Annotated in this window: 14 protein-coding genes; 10 read left to right on the top strand and 4 right to left on the bottom strand. The window is 62.1% G+C overall.

The genetic code is table 11. The features are described from left to right. The first annotated feature begins 144 nt into the window (after positions 1–144). The 5 genes from B0919_RS19060 (at position 145) to B0919_RS19040 (ending at position 5,963) form a co-directional block, all read left to right on the top strand. Entirely contained in the window at positions 145–2,439 is a 2,295-nt protein-coding gene (locus tag B0919_RS19060) for an aconitate hydratase (RefSeq protein WP_078013882.1), read from the top strand. Between the two features lie 310 nt (positions 2,440–2,749). Continuing rightward, positions 2,750–3,778: an XAC2610-related protein gene (locus B0919_RS19055; protein WP_078013881.1), complete on the top strand. Its 1,029-nt coding sequence runs from the start codon at positions 2,750–2,752 to the stop codon at positions 3,776–3,778. 66 nt (positions 3,779–3,844) lie between these two features. Further along, on the top strand, positions 3,845–4,594 hold the full coding sequence (locus B0919_RS19050; protein ID WP_078013880.1) for a porin family protein: 750 nt from the start codon (positions 3,845–3,847) through the stop codon (positions 4,592–4,594). Between the two features lie 43 nt (positions 4,595–4,637). Further along, positions 4,638–5,615 carry an ABC transporter ATP-binding protein gene (locus tag B0919_RS19045; RefSeq protein WP_078013879.1) on the top strand — a complete coding sequence of 326 codons (978 nt, stop codon included), beginning with the start codon at positions 4,638–4,640 and terminating at the stop codon, positions 5,613–5,615. 111 nt (positions 5,616–5,726) lie between these two features. Further along, on the top strand, positions 5,727–5,963 hold the full coding sequence (locus B0919_RS19040; RefSeq protein WP_078013878.1) for a hypothetical protein: 237 nt from the start codon (positions 5,727–5,729) through the stop codon (positions 5,961–5,963). Between the two features lie 82 nt (positions 5,964–6,045). Here B0919_RS19040 and B0919_RS19035 read toward each other — a convergent pair whose 3' ends face one another. Next, entirely contained in the window at positions 6,046–6,465 is a 420-nt protein-coding gene (locus tag B0919_RS19035; RefSeq protein WP_217701047.1) for a hypothetical protein, read from the bottom strand. 175 nt (positions 6,466–6,640) lie between these two features. On the opposite strand from B0919_RS19035, the gene B0919_RS19030 reads away from it, so the two are divergent. The 3 genes from B0919_RS19030 (at position 6,641) to B0919_RS19020 (ending at position 11,021) form a co-directional block, all read left to right on the top strand. Then, complete coding sequence (locus B0919_RS19030; protein ID WP_176133137.1) at positions 6,641–9,481, top strand: MSEP-CTERM sorting domain-containing protein; 2,841 nt, start codon at positions 6,641–6,643, stop codon at positions 9,479–9,481. A 281-nt stretch (positions 9,482–9,762) separates the two neighbouring features. Further along, positions 9,763–10,449 carry a TIGR02117 family protein gene (locus B0919_RS19025; protein WP_078013876.1) on the top strand — a complete coding sequence of 229 codons (687 nt, stop codon included), beginning with the start codon at positions 9,763–9,765 and terminating at the stop codon, positions 10,447–10,449. Between the two features lie 50 nt (positions 10,450–10,499). Beyond that, entirely contained in the window at positions 10,500–11,021 is a 522-nt protein-coding gene (locus B0919_RS19020; RefSeq protein ID WP_078013875.1) for a metal-dependent hydrolase, read from the top strand. Between the two features lie 98 nt (positions 11,022–11,119). Here the strand turns inward: B0919_RS19020 and B0919_RS19015 are convergent, their stop codons facing one another. Then, positions 11,120–11,314 carry a hypothetical protein gene (locus tag B0919_RS19015; RefSeq protein ID WP_078013874.1) on the bottom strand — a complete coding sequence of 65 codons (195 nt, stop codon included), beginning with the start codon at positions 11,312–11,314 and terminating at the stop codon, positions 11,120–11,122. 345 nt (positions 11,315–11,659) lie between these two features. Between B0919_RS19015 and B0919_RS19010 the strand changes: the two genes are divergently transcribed. After that, positions 11,660–12,076, top strand: a complete 417-nt coding sequence (locus tag B0919_RS19010) for a LexA family protein (protein WP_410503631.1) — start codon at positions 11,660–11,662, stop codon at positions 12,074–12,076. Between the two features lie 547 nt (positions 12,077–12,623). Beyond that, on the top strand, positions 12,624–13,088 hold the full coding sequence (locus B0919_RS19005) for a BLUF domain-containing protein (protein ID WP_139362255.1): 465 nt from the start codon (positions 12,624–12,626) through the stop codon (positions 13,086–13,088). A gap of 98 nt (positions 13,089–13,186) precedes the next feature. On the opposite strand, the gene B0919_RS19000 is transcribed toward B0919_RS19005, so the two are convergent. After that, positions 13,187–16,747, bottom strand: a complete 3,561-nt coding sequence (locus tag B0919_RS19000) for a PAS domain S-box protein (RefSeq protein ID WP_078013871.1) — start codon at positions 16,745–16,747, stop codon at positions 13,187–13,189. After that, the gene (locus tag B0919_RS18995; protein WP_254846616.1) at positions 16,747–18,144 is read right to left on the bottom strand and encodes a sigma-54-dependent transcriptional regulator; all 1,398 of its coding nucleotides are present in this window, start codon (positions 18,142–18,144) and stop codon (positions 16,747–16,749) included. The genes B0919_RS19000 and B0919_RS18995 overlap by 1 nt, the downstream gene beginning before the upstream one ends. Positions 18,145–18,632 lie beyond the last annotated feature (488 nt).

Below are 18,632 nucleotides of genomic sequence, written 5' to 3'. Positions count from 1 at the left end.
TACACTCCGTTGCCGACCCCAGTGGTCGAACCCGCGTACAACTCCGCGGCGAATATAAAGTTTGCCGGCCGGTGAGTGGGGGCCTATATTTGCGCCTTAGCCATTCTAGGCTTGGTTTTGTCACCCTTTTCCCGCTGATATCCCATGGCGTTTGACCTGGAAATGATCAAGACCGTGTATAACGGTCTGGGCGAGCGAGTTGAAGCTGCCCGCCGCGTAGTGGGCCGCCCCCTCACGCTGGCCGAAAAAATCCTATACGCCCACCTCTACAACGGCGCGCCCGGCAAGGCATTCGAGCGCGGCGTTTCCTACGTTGACTTCGCTCCCGACCGCGTGGCCATGCAGGACGCCACCGCGCAGATGGCCCTGCTGCAGTTCATGCAGGCCGGCAAAGTGAAGGTATCGGTGCCCTCCACGGTGCACTGCGACCACCTGATTCAGGCCAAAGAAGGCGCTGAAGAGGATTTGGCCATTGCCAACTCGGAAAACAAGGAAGTGTACGACTTCTTGGCTTCCGTATCCAATAAATACGGCATCGGCTTCTGGAAGCCCGGCGCCGGCATCATCCACCAGGTGGTGCTCGAAAACTACGCCTTCCCCGGCGGCATGATGATCGGCACCGACTCGCACACCCCCAACGCCGGCGGCCTCGGCATGCTGGCCATCGGCGTCGGCGGTGCTGACGCGGTGGACGTAATGGCCGGTATGGCCTGGGAGCTGAAATTCCCGAAACTCATCGGTGTGAAGCTGACCGGCAAGCTGTCGGGTTGGGCTTCGCCTAAGGACGTCATCCTGAAAGTGGCCGGCATCCTGACCGTGAAAGGCGGTACCGGCGCCATCGTCGAGTACTTCGGCGAGGGTTCGGAGAACATGTCATGCACCGGCAAGGCCACCATCTGCAACATGGGCGCCGAAATCGGGGCTACCACCTCGGTATTCGCCTTCGACCAGTCGATGGTGGAGTACCTCTCGGGCACCGGCCGCGCCGATATTGCCGAAGCTGCCAACGCTGTGGCCGCGCACCTGCGCCCCGACGCGGAAGTGTACGCCGACCCGGCTACCTACTACGATCAGCTGATCGAAATCAACCTCTCGGAGCTGGAACCGCACGTGAACGGCCCCTTCACCCCGGACGCTGCCTGGCCGATTTCGCAGTTTGCGGCGGCCGTAAAAGAGCACGGCTGGCCCGAGAAGCTGGAAGTAGGCCTGATCGGCTCGTGCACCAACTCGTCGTACGAGGACATCACCCGCGCCGCTTCCATTGCCGAGCAAGCCGTATCGAAAGGCCTGGCCGTGAATGCCGAGTTTACGGTAACCCCGGGTTCCGAACTTGTGCGCTACACCGTGCAGCGCGACGGTCTGCTCGACACGTTTGCCCAAATGGGTGGGGTGGTGCTGGCCAACGCCTGCGGTCCGTGCATCGGCCAGTGGGCCCGCCACACCGACGACCCCAAGCGTCGCAACTCGATTATCACCTCGTTCAACCGCAACTTCGCCAAGCGCAACGACGGCAACCCGAACACCCACGCCTTCGTGGCCTCGCCCGAAATCGTGACGGCCTTCGCCATTGCCGGTGATTTGACTTTCAACCCGCTGACCGACACGCTGACCAACAAGGAAGGCCAGCAGGTGAAGCTTGACGAGCCGCGCGGCCTGGAAATGCCCCCGCAGGGCTACGCCGTGGAAGACGCCGGCTACCAGGCGCCCGCCGAAAACGGCTCGGGCGTGCAGGTAATCGTGGACCCGAACTCCGACCGCCTGGAGCTGCTGGACCCCTTCAAGCCGTGGGAAGGCACCGATCTGATGGGCCTGCGTCTGCTGATCAAAGCCCAGGGTAAGTGCACCACCGACCACATTTCCATGGCCGGCCCCTGGCTGAAGTACCGCGGCCACCTCGACAACATCTCGAACAACATGCTGATCGGCGCCATCAACGCCTTCAACGGCGAAGCCAACAGCGTGCGGGATTACGTGACCCAGGGTGACGGCTACAACGCCGTGCCGCAAGTGGCCCGTAACTACAAGGCCATGGGCATCGGCACCATCGTGGTGGGCGACGAAAACTACGGCGAAGGCTCCTCCCGTGAGCACGCCGCCATGGAGCCCCGCCACCTGGGCGTGCGCGCCATCCTGGTGAAGAGCTTCGCTCGTATCCACGAAACGAACCTGAAGAAGCAGGGCATGCTGGCCCTGACCTTCGCCAACAAGGCTGACTACGACCTGATCGAGGAGGGCGACACCATCGACATCCTCGGCCTGACGGAGTTTGCCCCCGGCAAGCCCCTGCAGATCCGCCTGCACCACGCCGACGGCGACACGGACCTCATCACGGTGAACCACACCTACAACGAGGGCCAGATCGAGTGGTTCAAAGCCGGCTCGGCCCTGAACCTGATCCGCCAGCAGCAAGCTTCGGGCAGCAACTTGTCGCAGAAGTAATTCTGAGGCATTGGCCTGAATAAGAAACCGGCCGTTTCCCGAGTAGGGAGGCGGCCGGTTTGGGTTTAGGTGAAAATCAGAACCTCAGTCGAGTTGAGGATGGACAAGGAAAGCAGCCCATCATGTCGAGCGCAGCCGAGACATCTCGCTTAATAGTAATCTATTCGTTGGGTTTACTATCGGCCATCAGCAGGCAAGATGTCTCGACAAGCTCGACATGATGGGCTATTACTGACGTGCAACGACGCCGGCACCGTTGCGGCTGGGCTGCCGATGACACGCTTTCTTTGCGCTGAACTCCCAATGCTACATGCACCGCTATCTGTCTCTACCGCTGCTATTCTCCGCTTTGACGGCCCACGCCCAGGAGGAGTTTACCGTCAATGACTTTTCGCCCAGCTACTACGGCAAAATCCATATCGAGCAGCCCACGGAGGTGTTCAGCCCCGGCTGGGTGGCCATCTACGACAAGAAAACCCGCAAGCAGGTAATCAAGGTAGAATCGGAGGAGCTGGCCGTGGAGCTGCACGAGGGCCAGCCCAAATCCAACGTGAAGCAGCTGCCTTACGGCGAGCAGAGCGTGATTATCAGCGAGGACTTCAACTTCGACGGGCGCAAGGACCTAGCCATCGAGGACGGGCAGAACAGCTGCTACCACGGGCCGTCGTTTCAGGTGTATCTGGCCACGGCTACGGGCTTTCAGTTAAGTGAGGCGTTTACCCGGCTGGCGCAGGAGTACTGCGGCATGTTTCAGATTGATGCCAAAGCCAAAAAGTTGAGTGTGTCTACCAAAAGCGGCTGCTGCTGGCACGAATACTCCGAGTTTGTGGTGCGCGCCGGCGCGCCTTTTCTCGTGAAGCGGGTAGAGGAAGACCTGATGCAATTTCCCTTCGGCATCAACACCGAGGAAACCTGGGACGGCCGCCGCATGGTAAAGAAAACCACCCGCTTCCTAGCTACCGAAGGCGGCAACACGCAGGAGGTGTGCTCGTTTCCGCTGGTCGAAAACGGCAAGACGGTAGTGCTGCTGACCACCGACAACACCCAACTGTACTACGTGCTGCTGCGCAAGGACGAGACGCTGGAGTTTGTTTACCCTACCGACGGCACCGAAGAACCCCAGCCCTTTACGCTGCGCAAGTCGGCAGCGGGCCTCAGCCTGCGCTTCAGCAACGGCGCGGCGCAGTACGAAATCCGCGAAGCAGCCGACGGGCATATGACCGTAACAGCGCGCGCCGGCACCAAAACGCTAAACCTGACCGCCGCAGCGAAGGGAAAGAAGGGCAGCCTGCAGCCGCTGCTGACGGCCAAGCTGGAAAACGTGACGGTGCAGCCTTAGCGCGGCGGTGAGCTTATTCGGAACAGGTAACATGGAGCCAGGGACGTAACGGGCTATTTTTGCTTTATGAAATATTGGGTTACGCTATCATTTGCCCTATTCGGCGCTCTGAATGCTCATAGCCAGGTTCGTTTTGCAGCCGGGCCGCAGGTCGGACTGAACGTAGCTACGGCCAAGTACACCGGGGCGGAAAGAGAGTTCAACGCGGAGCCCCTGACGCGCGGCGCCGCGGGCGGCACGGCAAGCGTGGGGTGGCAGCACTGGGTGGCGCAGGCGTCGGTGCTGTACGCACAAAAGGGCTTTCGGCTTGATGACGACTACCAGGACCCCGGACCGGGCGTCCGTTTTACGCGCATCACCACCAAGCAAACATTCCGCCTGAACTACCTGACGCTGCCGCTGAACGTGGTATTTGCCCAACGCGCCAACGGCCAGGAGCTGCAGGTGTTTGCGGGCGGTTACGTGAGCCGGCTGCTGGGCGGCAGCTCCACTTACAACAACTCCTACGTGCTGCAGACCAACGTTGGGGCGCAGGCCTACGATAGGCAAGGCAAAACCGACATCAAAGCGGCGGGCGAAACTGCCGATCCGGATTTCAACGACCCCAACCCGCCGCTCTATTCCAAGCCCTGGGATTTTGGCGTGCAGGGCGGCATGGGCTATCAGTGGGGCGGGCTGCAGGTGCAGCTGAGCTACAGCCGGGGGCTTACGGACCTGTTTCCTCCATACGTGGAAGACGGCGGCTTCAAGGGACCGACTTACAAGCTGCGCACCTGGCAGCTGTCGGTGGCTTACCTGTTCGGCAAGCGGCAGTAATAAAGTAGGCGGCGCCCCGCCGTTTTGTGCCGAGCTTTGCGGTATGGATTTACTGCGCGTTTCACACATCAGCTTTCAGGAAGCCGGCAATTTCGGCCTGCACGACATCAGCTTTACGCAGCACCAATTCCAGAAAATTGCTGTGGCGGGCGAAACCGGCGCGGGCAAAAGCACCCTGCTGCAAATCATTGCCGGGCTGGCGGCGCCCAGCGCGGGAGAGGTGCGCTTTGCCGGCGAGCTGGTGGAAGACCCGCACGAAAAGCTGATTCCGGGCCACCCCGGCATTGCCTACCTCTCGCAGCAATACGAGCTGCCGAAGTTTCTGCGGGTGGAGCAGGTGCTGCGCTACGCCAACAAGCTGGGCACCGACGCCGCCGAGCTCTACGAGCTGTGCCAGATCGACCACCTGCTGGCGCGCAAAACCAACCAGCTCTCGGGCGGGGAGCGGCAGCGCATTGCCCTGGCCCGCTTGCTGCTCGGTTCGCCACGGCTGCTGCTGCTCGACGAGCCGTTTTCCAACCTCGACAGCGCCCACAAGCGCACCCTGAAAGCCGTCATTCAGCACATCAGCGCCGAGCTGGACATTACCTGCACCCTGATTTCGCACGACCCGCTGGATACCTTGTCGTGGGCCGATGAAATCCTGGTGATGCAGGCCGGGCGCCTTGTGCAACGCGGCACCCCGGCGCAGATTTACCGACAGCCCGCCAGCGAGTACGTAGCTGGCCTCTTCGGCGACTACAACGTGCTGTCCGGTGCTGCCGCCAAGGCGCTGGTGCAGCAGGCCGGTGCCAAACCCAACCGCAAGCGCCTGCTGGTGCGGCCCGAAAGCCTCCAGCTCACGGCGCCCGGGCAGGGCGTGGCCGCTACGGTAGAGGCCGTGACGTTTTTCGGCAGCTACTTCGAGTTGCGCGTGACCCTGGCGGGCAGCCACTTGGCCGTAAAGACCACCGCCCGCGGCCTGACGGCCGGCGCGGCAGTGCACCTGCAGCTGGCGGCCGAAGACCTCTGGTTTATCTAGGTTGGCGGGCGGCGGAGCAAGGCCTTAGCCCAACTCCGCCGGGCGGCAGGCGTAGAGCATAGGGTGCAGCGGCCGTATCGGCTGCGCTGTTTTCCTTAACTCCTCTTTGCCATGCTCCCCGACCAAGAACAACCCAACCAAAGCACCCCTAACGAATCCAGCGAAGCCCAGGGCCGCCGCGAAGACGCGCAGCAGGCTCCCGACGTGGCCTCTACCAGCACCGACTCGGCTCAGTCCGCCCCGACGCAGGGCAACATGGGCGACGGCAGCGGCCAGCGCGGCGGCTACGGCGACAGTGACCAGACCAACGGCATGGAAGGTGGCGCAGACAAGCCGGCTTCAAACTAGGCATAGCCTTAACCGGCGTTAAAAAGGCCGCTTTCCTGCCAGGAAAGCGGCCTTTTTTGGTACTACACCAATCTGGCTGCCGCTAGAGCGTGGCCACTTGCTCGGGCTGCGTGCTGGCTTCGCGCGGCTTCTGCACCAGGTAGTAGTAGGCCAGCACGAGCAGGCCCAGCGTGAAGGGGATGATGGCCATGTGCTTGCCCGTGACCTGGTGCCACACCAGCACCTCGTCGAAGTGGAAAAACTCGCTGATCATCCAGTAAGAGTTGGCTGAAATCCAGAGCACAATGGCCAAGTTGTGGGCCAGCTCCGAGGCCAGGTGCCGGGTGCGCCACGCAATGACCACGGCAATAACCAGCGTGGGCACAATCATGAGCAGGCCCAGCGGCTTCCACACCATGCACCAGCTCACGTCCTTGAGCAGCCAGAACACGATGTGCAGGTTTTCCATGCGCCGGAAGGAGGCAGGAATGGCGTAGATCGGGTCGTTGCTGGCGGATTCCATAGAGCAAAGCAGAGTAGGGGAGGCAAAAATACAGGCCGGAATCAGCTACCAGCGCCCCGCTAGTCGGGGCGGGCAATATTTTTATGACTTAACTTTGTAATGCAAAGTTCTTTGATATATGTTTGTGCCGTTCCTTATCCGGGTTGCTATACCTGTCGGCATTACTTGTGTGCTTATGCGCAATCTGCTCAATCCGAAGTGGCTGTTCGTGCTGAACTCCCTGCCCCTGCTGGCGCTGCTCCTGCTGCTGGGCGGGGAGTTCCGCGTTATTCACTCCTTGCTGCCGCCGGCCAGCCTGCTTGCCTGGAAGTGGTTGTGGGTGGCGCTGATCAGCTTGGCTGCTATGCACGCCGGTTACGCTGCGTGGTGCCTGTGGCGGCGGCAGCCTTTGTCGGTGCTCTACGCGGTGGCGGCGCTGGTACTCAACCTCGGCTTCATGTGTGGCTACCTGGTAGCCGGCGCCAGCGAGCTATTTCCCCCAGAAGTGCCCACCTGGATGGTCGGCAGCGAAACCTGGCTTTACGCGTGCACCTTCCTGATGCCCACCGTGGCGCACGCGGCGCTGGTACTCATCATCCGCTCGGTGCCGACGGATAGGCCCGCGTCGGCGTGGCCGAACTTTGTAGTGGCGCCGCTGGTGCCGGTAGGGCTTGGAGTGCTGATGAGCCCGGTTTCGTGGTGGGACCCCTCGACGCCGTTTGGGCGCGCCGTGGAGAGCGTGCTGCTGGCTACTGGCTTTATCTTGGGTACGCTGCTGTTTTTGCTGGCCATTGCCCGCGGCCTTTACATCATCGTGAGCCGCAAATCGGGGCTGTGGCCGCACTACCGCGTGGTGTGGACGGCGCTGATTGCGGGCGTGCTGCCGCTGGCGGGCCTGGCGCTCAACAACGGCTTGTTCCAGAAGCTGGGTGGCGGCAACAGCGGTATTTTCGGCGACTTCCACAGCCCGTGGTTTTACATCCTGGCCGTGCTCAACGCCGTGCTGCTGTGCTTGCCCACCCCGGCCGGCCGCTGGACGCGGCTGGCGCTGCTGGCGGCCCGCAGCGTCACGCTCACCTACACGCTGTACTTCTTCCTGGTGTTTCTGCCTTGGCTGCCGCTGTCGGTGGTGGCGCTACTGTTGTTTGCCACGGGCCTGCTGATGCTCGCACCGCTGCTGTTGCTGGTGCACCTCGCCCAGCTGGGCCGCGACCTGGACGCGCTACGCGGCACCTTTGCGCCCCGCACGCTGGCGGCCGTGGTAGGAGCAGGCCTGCTGGTGCTGCCGCTGGCCCTCACGGCCGAGTACTGGCACTACCGCCGCACCCTGCACGCCGCCCTGGACTACGTGTACGCTCCCGACTTCCGCCGCGAGTACCACCTCGACGCCGATGCGCTGGCTCGCACGCTGGAAATAGTGCAGCAGCACAAAGTCCCCGACGTAGAGTTTGCCACCAAAGGCCAGCCTTACCTGTCCCGGTATTTCAACTGGCTGGTGCTCGACAACCTCACCCTGTCGGACGACAAGCTGAACCGCCTACAGCGCATCTTCACCGGCGAGGGTACGGCTGAGAATCTTGAGGCCGAGCCCGTGGCCCAGCAGCGGCCCCAGCTCACCAGGCTCAGCCACCGCAGCACCTACGACGCCCGCCAGGGCCACTGGGTGAGCTGGGTGGATCTGGAGCTGACCTGCCCCGACTCCACGCAGTGGGGGCAGCAGCTGGAGTATGCTACCGAGTTTACCGTGCCGCCCGGTTGCTGGGTGCAGGATTACTACCTCGACATTGCCGGTAAGCGGGAGCATGGCGTGCTGGCCGAGAAAAAAGCCGCCGCCTGGGTGTATGCGCAGAGCCTGAACACCCGCCGCGACCCGGGCATTCTGCACTACCTCACCGGCAACCGCCTCGGCTTGCGCGTATTCCCCTTCGCCCCGCGCGAAGTGCGCCGCACCGGCATCTGCTTCGTGCACAAGGAGCCCGTGTACCTGCGCTTCGATTTCCAGCTGGTGCACCTCGGCGACGCTACCCAGCAGCCCGCCGTGGGCGAAGTATCCACACCCGGCCAGGAGGTAATGTACGTGAGCCACGCGGCCAAGCAGCGCCTGCCGCTGGCCCACCGCCGGCCCTATTATCACTTCCTGCTCGATGTATCGGCCGGGCAGCAGGCGCACAAAGCGGCGCTGGCAGCGCAGGTGCAGGCCCAGTTGCAGCGCCGGCCGCTGCCCGAGCCGCCCCGTTTTACCCTGGTCAATACCTACCCGCGGTCCTTGCCCGCCGGCGCCGACTGGCAGCAGCAGTTTCGGCAAGAGCCCAACGCGGGCGGCCTCTACCTGGCCGGTACCGTTCGCCGCATTCTGGCCCACGAGCAGGAGCATCCCGCCGATACTTATCCCGTGCTGGTGCTCGTCACGGCCGACGCAAGCCGCGCCGTGCTCGATGCTGACTTTGCCGACCTGGCCAGCGCTTATCCCGAGAGCCCGGCCTACTACATTCTGGGGCCGAGCGGGGAGCCCGAAGCTTATGCGCTCGATATGGCATCCTTTCAGCGCTGGCTGGCCGATCCGCTGCCCGGCACCGCCGCACGGGTGCGGGCCTGGCCTGCGGCGGGTAAGCCCCGTGCCTACCTGCTCGACGACGGGCAGGCCTCTATCGTACTCAATCAACCACGTCTGGCTATGCCCGCCGCGGATGCGCTGCCCGCCTCGCCGTGGCTGACCGGTCTGCTGCTGGAAGGCTACCGGCAGCACCAGGCGCTGCGCCCCGCCGAGGCCGAAGCAGCGCGCCTGCCTGCCGTGCGGGCCAGCTTCCGGGCCGGTATTCTCACGCCGCTCACGTCTTACCTCTCGCTCGAAAACGACGCCCAACGGGCCGCTCTGCGCCGCAAGCAGGAGCAGGTGCTCAGCGCCCACGCCGCGCTCGATGCCGGCGAAGAAACCCCGCCCACGGCCGTTCCCATCGACGGCGGTGCGGTACTGCTGTTGGTAGCCGGGGCCGGCTTGGGGCTGAACCACCTGCGTCGGCGTCGGGTGATGATGTAGAAGCCGGCTCCATCCTCCTTGAGCTAGCACGTACGCAAAAGGACTGTAGCAGGTAGGCGCAAGTTGAGCGGTTATACAAAAGCACTTTAACTCCCAGTGAGGATGCTATTACCTGAAGTGCTTCATTATCTGGTGAAAGCATGTTGCACCGGCTGGTGCTGCGGGTGCAGGCCCGGCAGCGGGTAGGCAAGCGCTTACCGAAGGCCACCAAGCTCGGCAGCCGACTTCGGGGCGCATCCGTATGAAGCGCAACCCGTCGTAGCAAACGGACGGACCTCTCAATGGCAATTATTCTGCAGAAAGCCGCCAAGGGCGCAGCCTACGCCGGCGGCGGCTTGCTCGGCGCGCTGGCCCTGTATTTCACGGCCGCCGTCACCCTCTCGCGCATTCCCGTGCGCCGCCGTTCGCCCAAAGGCCCGCAGGTTATCGAGGCGTTTATCCTCTCCAACGGCGTGCACACCGACATCGTGCTGCCCGTGCGTACCGAGCAGATGGACTGGCGCACCATGGTGGCCTACGCCGACACGCCCGCCGCCGACAGCACCATGGACTACATCGGCTTCGGCTGGGGCGACAAGGGATTCTACCTGAACACGCCCACCTGGGCCGAGCTCAAGGCCAGCACTGCCGTGCGGGCCATGTTCTGGCTGAGCACCACGGCCATGCACGCCACTTTTCACCACCGCCCCGCCGAAGGGCCCGAGTGCGTGCGCATCCTGCTTACCCGTGCCGAGTACGCCCGCCTCATCCGCTTTATCAAGCGCAGCTTTGAGTACGATGCCCGCGGCCGGGTGCAGCACATCCGAGGCTACAGCTACGGCGCCCACGACGCGTTCTATGAAGCCGAGGGAACCTACAACCTGTTTTACACCTGTAATTCCTGGGCCAATGCTGCCCTGAAAAAGGCCGGGCAGCGCGCCGCCCTCTGGACGCCCTTCGACCACGGCATCTTCCGGCATTACCGCTGAGTTGGGGCCGGTTTTGGCCGTCTGGGTCGCCACGGCTTATTTGCCGCCCCATGCCCACCATCTTTACCCACGCCGCCGTGGCTCTCGGTCTTGGTCGCATCCGCTACGCCCGGCAGTTGCCCACGCGTTTCTGGCTGCTCACCGCCTTGTGCGCCATTGCTCCCGACTTCGACGCCGTCACGTTCAAGCTCGGCATCCCTTACGCGAGCATGTGGGGGCACCGCGGCTTTACCCATTCGCTGGTGTTTGCTGCCTTGCTGGGCCTGCTGCTGGCCTACGGCGCGTGGCCCCGCACTACCTGCCGGGCGCCGCTGGTGCTCTGGTTTTTCCTGGCCACGGCCTCACATCCGTTGCTGGATATGCTCACCAATGGCGGCCTGGGCGTAGCGCTGCTGGCGCCGTTCAGCGCCGAGCGGTTCTTTTTTCCGTGGCGGCCGGTGCAGGTGTCGCCCGTCGGGGCGGGCTTCTTCTCGGCGCGCGGCGTAACCACGGTGCTAAGCGAGCTGAAATGGCTGTGGCTGCCCACGGCGCTGGCCGTGGGGGCCGTGCAGCTGTGGCGCCGCCGGGCTTGACTAAGTGCGGCAGGCTGAACAAAAAGAGGCCCTTGGCCAACCACCAAAAAAAACGGCCGCGCGAGGCGGCCGGCTGAGGAACAGAAACGGGTGAAAACCTAATTCAACCACACTTCGGCCAAGGGCTCGAAGCGGCGGGTGGCGAAGGCACCGTACGGGCGCTCGGCGTAGAAGCCGAGCACGTGCACCTGCGGTTGGCCGGTGCGGGCATTCGTACGGTACTCCACCGGATATACCTGGCCTTTTTGGGGCCAGTCGCCGATGTGGTCCGAGGGGCGGCTGGTGGCGTCCACGCAACGGGCATACTGCTGGACGGGGAGGGGAGTTGGAAGTTGACTCTTCTTCGTTCTGCGCATATCCAAAAATAAGGATATTCAGTCGCAACTAAAAATATTAGGTAGAAAAATTAGAAGAATTTCTGCTGTTTAATCATCTTTTAATGGGATGAAAAACAGATGAAGCGAAATGCTTCAGGCAAAAAAGTTCCGGTATAGGGAACCATTTTTCAGTAAGCCGACAACTGTATACTAAAATAATTAGTAAATAGCGGTGCCGTACTGCTAAACGCAAGCAGTACGGCCCGTTTTATGCCGCGCGTTTCCCCTTTTGCTATCCACACGGACTGGGCCGGAATGCCTTTGCCCCTGTTTGCCTGCGCCATACCGACCGGCTTTCCCTCGCCGGCCGACGACCACCTCGACGCTCCGCTTAATCTGCACGAGCTGCTGTTTGCGCACCCCGCGTCCGTTTTTCTGGCCCGGGTATCCGGCGACTCCATGACGGGCGCCGGCATTCGGCACGACGACATCATTGCAGTGGATCGTGCCCTGAAGCCCCAGGACGGTAGCATCGTGGTAGCGGTGCTGGACGGGGAACAGACCGTGAAGCGGCTGCGCCAACAGGGCACCCAAACCTGGCTGGAGCCCGATAATCGTCGCTACCCGATTATTCGCTTGAATGAAGGCAGCAGCCTCGTGGTGTTCGGGGTGGTGACGCACGTTATCCACGCCTTTCGCAAGTCCCGCGGCCTGGCTACGCCGGCCAGACACCTCTAGCGACGCTCTGCCATGCCTGTGAAGCAAACTACAGCTCTGCGGATGACCTGGAACTGTTGAGCGGACACAGCTAAACAGCAGGTACCGTAGGGCGGCAGATGGTTGGCTGGTCGCTGATTGCAGCGGTGCACACGGCAGAGCCGTGTGAGGCAGAAGTCTCGTGCACAATTCTGAAGTAGCCCGAACAGCTGCAAGAGCAGGAGCCAGAAGCGGGGGCGCCTCCTTGGAGGTGCCAGGCTCCGAAATCCTCTCGCCGCAAAGGCAGCGGGCCTAAGTACCCCGACGGCCCTCGATGGCCGTGCGGGCGGGTTGATTCGAGTAGCTTTGAGCCTCACGCGGGCTGGATAAAGGTGGTAGAAGCCCGCACAATTATCCGTTCGAGTAATGCCCAGTGCTTTCTTTATGGATGGAGCAGCTCATGCAGGCCAATTATATTCCACTGCGTTAATATGTTACATTATTCGGAATTGTAATTTTGAGTTACGGTTCCCGATTTCTGCCCGAAACAGGACCGTATTGCTCTCCTGTCCCTTAATACACACACCTTTTGTATCACCTCATTTACCACAGTCAGGCCCGAATGGCCTTTGACACCCCGCAGCTAACCGAACTGCTGGAACAATCCCGTGCTTTCAACGCGGCCCACGACATTACGGGCCTGCTGCTTTACACACCCAATCAGCAGTTTATGCAAGTGCTGGAAGGCGGCGAAGACGAGGTCCGGCACCTGTATTATGAGCGTATCGCGGTGGATGCGCGCCACCACGATTGCGTCGTGCTGAGCGAAGGGCCTTGGTCGCGGCGCAGCTTTCCGAACTGGCGCATGGGTTTTCTGACCGACGAGCAAAGCGACCTGCACACCGTGCCCGGCTACGTGGAACTGAGCCGGCTGCGCACGCTGCTGCCCGTGCTGGCGCCTTCCCGCCCGGCGCTGGTGCACATGCTGCTGGAGTTCATTGAGCGCTACACCGACCCGGCCGAAGACCCGCTCCTGGGGGCATTGCCGGAATAGGGCTGCCCGCTTACGGCACGCTGGCCAGGCCCACCATCACGCCACCGGGCAATCTGGTTTGGCGGCTTGAGCACGGGCGCACCGCTGCTGCCAGGCCGCTAAGCACTGTCGGCCTTCAGGTCCAGGGCAATGCGCGACATAACTTGCCGCAGGAGCTTTTCGGTGATTTCGACCAGGGAAGCAACGGCGGGCTGATCGAAGGGGCCTTCCCAGCTGTCGAGCTGCTCCACCGGCTCGAGCACTTGGTAGATGTGCAGGTGAGTCAGGCTTGGCTTAATCTTGTGCGCGGCGGCCTTCAGCACGCGCATGTCGCTTGCTGCCAGGCCTGCCCGCATGCTCGCCAGCACGTCCTCGCTGCTCTTGAGGAAGGTGCGCAGCATGACCGCAACGAACCTGTGGTCGTTGTTGGCCGCTTCCTGCAGGATGTCGAGCCGGTAAAGCTGGACCTCTTCGCCACTCTTGGCGTTGGGCTGCAGCCACTCGTGCACGATTTTGAGCAGCTCTTCTTCGTGGAAAGGTTTGGACAGGTAGTCATTCATGCCCACGGCCAGACACTTCTGGTCGTCGCCGCGGATGGCGTTGGCCGTCAGGGCGATGATGGGTATCTGCAGGCCCAACTCCTGACGCAGCTGCACCGTGGCATCGTAGCCGTCCATGATGGGCATTTGCACGTCCATCAGGATCAGATCAAATTCCTGCTGGCGGGCCAGCTCCACCGCTACCGCGCCGTTATCGGCCTCGGTCACCTCGATCTGGGCGTGCCGCAGAAAGGACTGGGCCAGCATGCGGTTGTACTCGTTGTCTTCCACCAGCAGCACGCGCTTGCCGCGCAAGGCCTCCACCAGCATACGCGAGCTGACGGCCACCTCGCGGCGCGGCAGATCCGTGACCGTGCCGATGGGCAGCAGCAGGGAGAAACGGCTGACGGTGCCGCGGTGCTTCTCGCTCTGGATCTGAATTTCGCCGCCCATCAGGTTCACCAGGCTACGCGAGATGCTCAGTCCCAAGCCAGTACCGCCAAACTTGCGCGAAACGGATGAATCCTCCTGGCTGAAGTCCTTGAACAGGCTCTTGAGGTACTGCGGGTCGATGCCGATGCCCGTGTCGCTGACGCGAAATTGCACCACGATTTCGTGGCCCAGCATGCCCGCCAGCTCGCACTCCACTTTTATTTCGCCTTTCTCCGTGAACTTCACCGAGTTGCCGGCCAGGTTGAGCAGCACCTGCGTGATGCGGTGCGGGTCGCCCAGCAGCACCTCCGGGATGTCGGGACTCACCTGGATGAGCAGGCTCAGGCCTTTGTCTTCGGCCTTGTAGCGCAGGGTTTTTTCCACCTGCTCGCATACCTTCCGCAGGTTGAAACCGATGGTTTCAATGGGCATCCGCCCGGCCTCGATCTTGGATAAGTCGAGAATGTCGTTGATGATGACGAGCAGGTTTTCGGCCGAGGTGGAAATGGCGTGCAGGTAGTTTTTCTGCTGCGCCACCAGCGGCGTCTTGGCCAGCAGCTGGCTCATGCCCAGGATGGCATTCATGGGCGTGCGCATCTCGTGGCTCATGTTGGCCAGAAACATCTCCTTGGCCTGCGCCGATTCCTCGGCGTGGCGCTTGGCCGTGCGCAGCTTGCCCTCCAGCTGCTTCTGGTGCGAGATATCCAGGTGCACCCCGATGGAGCCGATGTGCTCCTTGTCTTCGTTGTAGAGCGGGGCGCCGCTCACCAGCAGCCACTTCAGGTCGCCGCGCTTGGTTTTGATGGGCAGCTCGTAGGTATCCGAAATGCCCTGGGCGTGCAGGGCGCGCTTTTCGCGCATCTGCTGCTGTCCCTGCTGGTTTACCAGCATCAGCTCGATGCTCTGGTGCAGCAGCTCGGCCTGGGAATAGCCGGTAATTTCGCAGTAGCTGTCGTTGACAAACATGACCTTGCCGTCGCGGTCGGTTTCGACCAAACCCAGGTTCAGGTTTTCCAGGATGCGGCGGTACTTCTCCTCGCGGCGCTTGAGGGCTTCTTCGTCGTTTTTGCGCTTGCTGATGTCCTCGTACTTCCAGAGGTAGCCCGCGTACTGGCCCTGGGCATAAATCGGCGTGGACTCGCCCTCCAGAATGCGGCCGTCTTTCAGGGCCAGCAGGTCGCCCTGCCGGGGCTGGCGCTGCTGCTGGCGGCGGGCAATGCCCTTCACAAAGCCGTCTTCGTCGCTGAAATGGGGCCGGGCCATTTCCAGCAGCACCTTGCAGTCGATGCCGGTGAGCTGCTCGGGCTGGTAGGGCAGGCGGAACATGCGGCAAAACGCTTCATTGACGAGAATAATCTTCCCGTGTTCGTCTTCCAGCAGCACGGCCCGCTGCAGGTTGGCAATGGTGCTGGCCAGCCGCCGCGACGATACCTCCAGGGCCAGCTGCGCCCGGGTAATGTCGGTCACGTCGGTGTGTGAGCCGGTGAGCAGCACCGGGTTGCCCTGCGCATCGCGCTTGGTTATCATTCCCTGCGACAACACCCAATGGTCCTGCCCGTCGGGGCCGTGCAGCCGGATAGTGGCCGAATAGTGGGGCGTTTCGCCCCGCAAATACGCCGCCAAAGCGTCTCGGGCCGCTACGGCCTCGCCGGGATAGGCATTGGGATACTGGTATCCGTTCTCACTGAGGTGCACCAGCTCATCGCGGTAGCCAAACAAGCGCTTGTACTCGGGCGAAAGCTGCATCCGACCCGTACCAAACTCGTATTCCCAGGTAGTGTTGCCGATGCCCTCCATGGCCTGGCGCCAGCGCTGCTCACTTTCGCGAACGGCCGCCGCCGCCAGCCCCGAAGCGGTAATGTCCTGCAGAAGGCCCTGGAACGACAAGCCCAGCTCGTCGGCGCCGGAAAAGATGGAGTTGCTCCGGAACCAGCGCATTGGTTGGCCCGGCACGGCCAGCCGGCCCTCAAACGTCCAGGTGCTGCGCTGGCTTTTGGCGTCCAGAATCGACTGCACAAACCGGGGCCGGTCGTCGGGGTGAATGTAGGAGGTGATGAGGTTTGCGTGGGGGGCATCGATGCCGAAGATTTCCTGCAGCTTGGGGCTGGCGTACACGAAGTGGCTGGTGCCGTCGAAGTTTTCGCGCCACTCAAAGAGCACACCGGGGGCGTTTTCGATCAGCCGGCGGTAGCGGCTTTCGTTGCGGGCCAGCTCCAGTTCGGCGCGCTTCCACTCCGTGATGTCCTCGATCAGGCCTGCGTAGAACAGCAACGCGCCCGCGGGCCCGAAAATGGGCTGGAGCTTGACCCGAAGCCAATCCGCAGTACCGTCGGCGCAGGGGTTTTGCACGTCGAAGCGCCAGGGCAGCTGCTGCGCCCAGCAGCTGGTAATGGGCGCCGGTTCGGCGCTGCCGGCCGGCGGCTGGGCAAACACCGCCTCGGCTGACTGACCCACGGCCTGCGCGGCCTCGAACCCGCAGAGCTGGGTAAAGCCCCGGTTCACCCAGGTGATAATGCCCCGCGCATCGGTCAGGAACACGGCGGCGAAGACCTCCTCGGCCAGAAACAGCAGCTGGCTCAGGTCGGCGGGGTTGTGGCTGCCGGGTAGCCCGGCCGCGGCGGGCCCGGCGGCCTGCTGCTCGGCCAGGGCGGCCCGCAGGCGGGCATTTTCGGCTTTCAGCGCCGCTAGTTCTGCGTAGTTGTTCTCCATTACAGCTCCCCGTCCTGTATCATCTTGTAAATCGTGGAACGGCCAATGTCGAGCCGCTGGGCCACCAAGGGCACGTTGTTCTGGTACTTGTCGAGGTAATGGCGCACGATGGTGCGGGTGTGTTCACGCAGGGTTTTTTCCTCGCCGAACAGGCCCTCCTGCCGGGCCGAGGGGGCAAAAACAATGTCGGCCGGCTGCACTTGCTGCCCGTCGCTGAGCACGGCGGCCAGCTCGATGGCCGTTTTCAGCTCGCGCACGTTGCCGGGGTAGTCGTAGCGCAGGAGCTTGTCGTGGGCGGCCGGCGCCAGCGTGATGGAGGCCTTGCGGTAGTCCCGGCAGAACTCGTCGAGGAAGTGTTTGGCCAGCAGAATGATGTCGGTGCTTCGCTCGCGCAGCGAGGGCAGCACGATGGGCAGGCCGATGACGCGGTAATACAAGTCCTCGCGGAAGGTGCCCTTCTTGACTTCTTCCGCCAGGTTCTTGTGGGTGGCCGTTACCAGGCGCACGTTCAGCCGGATTTTCTCGCTGCCCCCTACGCGCTGCAGTTCCCGCTCCTGTAGCACGCGCAGCAGTTTGGCCTGAATGCTCAGGGGCAACTCGCCAATCTCATCCAGGAACAGCGTGCCGTTGTGGGCCTCCTCAAACTTGCCGATTTTGCGGCTGTGGGCCCCGGTGAAGGCGCCCTTCTCGTGGCCGAACAGCTCGCTTTCCACCAGCTCGGCCGGGATGGCAGCCATGTTCAGGGCCACGAACGGGCCTTTCTGCCGCTCGGAATTCATGTGAATGGCCTTGGCCACCAGTTCCTTGCCCGTGCCGGTTTCACCGTTGATGGACACGTTGACCGGCGTTTGGGCGGCGCGCTCCATCAGGGCAAATGTGGCTTGCATGGCCGGGCTGTTGCCCTTGAGCAAAGTGGTGAAGTTGTACTTGTCGGCCAGCTGCTTTTCCAGGCGCTGCACCTTCTGGCGCAGCCCCGCGTTTTCGCGAATACGCTGCACGGCGTTCCACAGCAGCTGCTTGGTGTACTCGTCCTTCACGAGGTAATCGGTAGCCCCGAGCTTGAGCAGCTCCACGGCCGTGGCAATCTTGTTCTGGGCGCTGATGACGATGACTGGCAGCTCCGGATACAGCTCCCGTAGCTTCTGCAGCAGCTTTTCGCCGTCGATATCGGGCAGCGAGTAATCAATCGTAACAACGTCGGGCTGTTTGCGCACCGCATCGAAGAATTCCTTGCCCGAGTTGTAAAGCGAAACCTCGTAATCGGGGTTGAGCGAGAGTTGGTACTGTAGCAGTTGCCCGTACCAGGGGTCGTCCTCAACAATGCAAATGTTGAACGTGGTGCTGGTATCAGCTTTCATCTCGTCTGGGGTGAGCCGCTGGGGCAAAAATGAAGGCATGCGGTGCCCGGTAGCTGTGCAAACAGCCAACTAAGCACGACGGCCGGATGGGAATGGACGCAACGTCCTGCAAGAGCCCGCAGACCGAAGTCCGTCGATGCATCAGCGTACCTGACGGCAACGGAGCACGGGGCAGAGATTGGGCAGTGGTTTCGGCGTAGGCAGGGCCCGGCCACGACACGGCTGTCTGATTCCTACAGGACTAAAAAGTGGCTGAGACTCAGGAGGGATGTCTGCGGCAAAGCGGGTGCAAAAGTATGATTTATTTGTTCCACATACGTATAGCTACGTATCTAAATATTATTGGGTTATTCTCGATAAACAGACTGAATTAGTGCTGTATTTCCGTTTATGGGAGGCTTTTTGCCAAAATGAAACAGGTTGAAAATATTCGCAATATAAGCGCATGCGTATTGCACTTTTTTGCTGAAAAAGCCATGACGTGTATCATGTGCCTCATATCTTTTGGTTAAGCCATTCCTGAAAAT

It is taken from the genome of Hymenobacter sp. CRA2 (assembly GCF_002007105.1).
In the GTDB taxonomy this organism is placed as follows: domain Bacteria; phylum Bacteroidota; class Bacteroidia; order Cytophagales; family Hymenobacteraceae; genus Solirubrum.
This window is presented reverse-complemented; position numbering and strand designations above follow the sequence as displayed.

Excerpts from the sequence above, each read along its gene's own strand:
- B0919_RS18995 (WP_254846616.1), bottom strand. The coding sequence starts at position 18,144 with ATGCCTTCATTTTTGCCCCAGCGGCTCACCCCAGACGAGATGAAAGCT.
- B0919_RS19025 (WP_078013876.1), top strand. The coding sequence starts at position 9,763 with ATGGCAATTATTCTGCAGAAAGCCGCCAAGGGCGCAGCCTACGCCGGC.
- B0919_RS19035 (WP_217701047.1), bottom strand. The coding sequence starts at position 6,465 with ATGGAATCCGCCAGCAACGACCCGATCTACGCCATTCCTGCCTCCTTC.
- B0919_RS19020 (WP_078013875.1), top strand. The coding sequence starts at position 10,500 with ATGCCCACCATCTTTACCCACGCCGCCGTGGCTCTCGGTCTTGGTCGC.
- B0919_RS19055 (WP_078013881.1), top strand. The coding sequence starts at position 2,750 with ATGCACCGCTATCTGTCTCTACCGCTGCTATTCTCCGCTTTGACGGCC.
- B0919_RS19045 (WP_078013879.1), top strand. The coding sequence starts at position 4,638 with ATGGATTTACTGCGCGTTTCACACATCAGCTTTCAGGAAGCCGGCAAT.
- B0919_RS19060 (WP_078013882.1), top strand. The coding sequence starts at position 145 with ATGGCGTTTGACCTGGAAATGATCAAGACCGTGTATAACGGTCTGGGC.
- B0919_RS19050 (WP_078013880.1), top strand. The coding sequence starts at position 3,845 with ATGAAATATTGGGTTACGCTATCATTTGCCCTATTCGGCGCTCTGAAT.
- B0919_RS19040 (WP_078013878.1), top strand. The coding sequence starts at position 5,727 with ATGCTCCCCGACCAAGAACAACCCAACCAAAGCACCCCTAACGAATCC.
- B0919_RS19030 (WP_176133137.1), top strand. The coding sequence starts at position 6,641 with ATGCGCAATCTGCTCAATCCGAAGTGGCTGTTCGTGCTGAACTCCCTG.
- B0919_RS19000 (WP_078013871.1), bottom strand. The coding sequence starts at position 16,747 with ATGGAGAACAACTACGCAGAACTAGCGGCGCTGAAAGCCGAAAATGCC.